This is a genomic window from Gordonia sp. (in: high G+C Gram-positive bacteria) (assembly GCF_049299075.1).
In the GTDB taxonomy this organism is placed as follows: Bacteria; Actinomycetota; Actinomycetes; order Mycobacteriales; family Mycobacteriaceae; genus Gordonia.
In genome coordinates this window covers 1-2,092 of sequence record NZ_JBAQWU010000158.1, presented here as the reverse complement: position 1 = coordinate 2,092, position 2,092 = coordinate 1, and the positions used below count along the sequence as shown (strand labels likewise).

Sequence of the window (2,092 nt, the reverse complement as noted above, 5' to 3'; positions counted from 1 at the left end):
GATCCGGGTGACCGAGAAAGATCCGGCGCTGATTCCGGCATCCGTGAGCCCGGCGTCGACCACCTGCACAGCGGCGGCGGTCTGCGGGTCCGAGGTGTCGACGTACTCGTCGAGCGAATCGCCGCTCGAGTCCAGCGCACCGACGAGGATCTGCTTGGCGGCCTCGCCGTCGAGTCCGATCCCGGCCTCGTCGGACACCGTCGTCGTGGTCTTGCCGGCCTTGTCCCCGCTCGCGCATCCCGTGAGAACCAGGGATGTGCCGAGTGCCAGTGCGCCGACGGCGAGTGCAGCCCGGCGGGTGGGGGAGGCGGCGTGATTGAGGAGGGGCATCGTCAGCTTTCTCTTCTGTGGCTTACTCGTTCCGGGGCAGGAATGCCCAGGGTAGTCACGTGCCCAGAGTAGCCAGCCCGGAACGGCCGATCATGCTCGTGGGTCACCCCCGGCACCGCGGAAAGACGAACCACCTCCCAGGGGGACGCCGGGAAACCGCCCTCGGCGCCCCACCGGGAGGTGGTCTGTCCGCGTACCTCTAGATGAATGATTCCTGGTGTCAGTGGTCGTAGGCCAGGAGTGAGCGGCGGGTTTGGGCGCCGATAGCGTCGTTGTGCCAGATTGCGGCGGTCAGGGCCAGGATCCGTTGGGCGACGCGGGTGCAGACGCCGGCGATGGTGCGTCCGCCGTGGCGTTCGAGGTCGAGTTGGCCTTTGAGGGTGTCGTTGACCGACTCGATGATTTGCCGCAAGGGTTTGAAGAACTGCTCGCCGCCGCGTGCGGGTTCTCCCTTGCGAGTCGGGCGCAGCAGCGTGATGCCGGCCTCGGCCAGTTCGGCTTCGAACTCGGCTCCGTAGTAGCCCTTATCGGCGATCAGGATGGGCTGGTTGACGGCGATCAGTTCGTCCAATCCTGTTGTGCCCGTGAGGATGTCGTGCAGGGCATGGCGTTCGTCAGCTTTGGCGCCGGTCAGACTCCAGCCAACCGGCAAACCGTGCACAGTGGTCAGAAGATGCAGCCGCAAACCCCAGAAGAAGCGGGAGTGTGAGGCGCAGTAGCCGTACTCGGCGAACCCGGCCAGCTCTGACCGCAGCGCGGTCTCGCGGGAACGGCCACATTCGACCGGGGTCGAATCGGCGACCCACACCGAGTCCTCACCGACACTGCAGAGTGCGGCGAGGGTTCGGGTGAGCCAGGCCATCGTCGGCGCCAAGGCGCGCAGTCGTTTGTTGTATCCGGGTTGCTGCGGCAGGTTCGGGAACATCTCCAGCAGGTTCTTGTGTGCGTACCGCAGCCAGCGGCGTTCGCTCGGATACCCCAGCAGTGCCTGCAAGACGGCCAGCGTGAGGAGTTCGGAGTCGCTGATCGCTGGTGTGAAACATCCCGGCCGCGGTGTCGCGACCTGCTCGGGATGTGTTGCGAGCAAGTCGTCGCAGGTCACGTAGAGTGCGGTAGCGAGGTCGTCCAGATCGGTGAGCATCTCGGCTCCTATGTCGATGTTGTTGTTAGCAACACCGATCCTGGGCGACCTCGCTCTCCATTCCCCACGCGACACACCAGTCACATCACCGGGAATCACTCATCTAGACCACGGCGATCGCTGAGCCGATCAGGTGGACGCGTTCGCCGCCTCTCCTGAGATCCGGTCCGAGTACGAGAGGATTGCTCCAGCGGACCGGCTGGCCCGGAGGCCGGGTGAGTCGGCGCAGATGGAGATCTGGTTCCCTGCCATCAGGATGTCGACCGCGCATCGGCAGGCGGTGGTCTTTCCACTGCTAGTGATGACGCCTACGTTCTCGAAGCTCGTGGCGGCGATCAGGATTCTCCACGGTGGGGCGGTGACATTCTGGCGGCGATGTCGGCACTGAACCCCCGGGGTCGACGCCAACTCGATGTAGCTGGCGGGTGACCGCGAGTTCGCGATCGGCGGCGGTAGGGCGACCGAGGCTTGCGACGAGATTCGACGGGACGCTCGGTACCCGGATCGTGCTGGCCCCAACGCGTGAGCAGGAGTTCAAGGGCACGACCGAACGCAGCAACGGCTGCCTCGAGACCTCGTTCCTGCTAGGCCGGGAGCTCACGTCATCGCCTGATATCGATG

At 65.3% G+C, this 2,092-nt stretch carries 2 protein-coding genes; both read right to left on the bottom strand.

The genetic code is table 11. The features are described from left to right. Nucleotides 1-330 (bottom strand): hypothetical protein (locus WAW85_RS05305; RefSeq protein WP_422558599.1); only part of this gene is annotated, 330 nt, incomplete at its 3' end. Between the two features lie 220 nt (nt 331-550). Continuing rightward, on the bottom strand, nt 551-1,471 hold the full coding sequence (locus WAW85_RS05300; RefSeq protein WP_422558598.1) for an IS982 family transposase: 921 nt from the start codon (nt 1,469-1,471) through the stop codon (nt 551-553). Nucleotides 1,472-2,092 lie beyond the last annotated feature (621 nt).

Coding starts and splice junctions, on each gene's coding strand:
- WAW85_RS05300 (WP_422558598.1), bottom strand. CDS start 1,471: ATGCTCACCGATCTGGACGACCTCGCTACCGCACTCTACGTGACCTGC.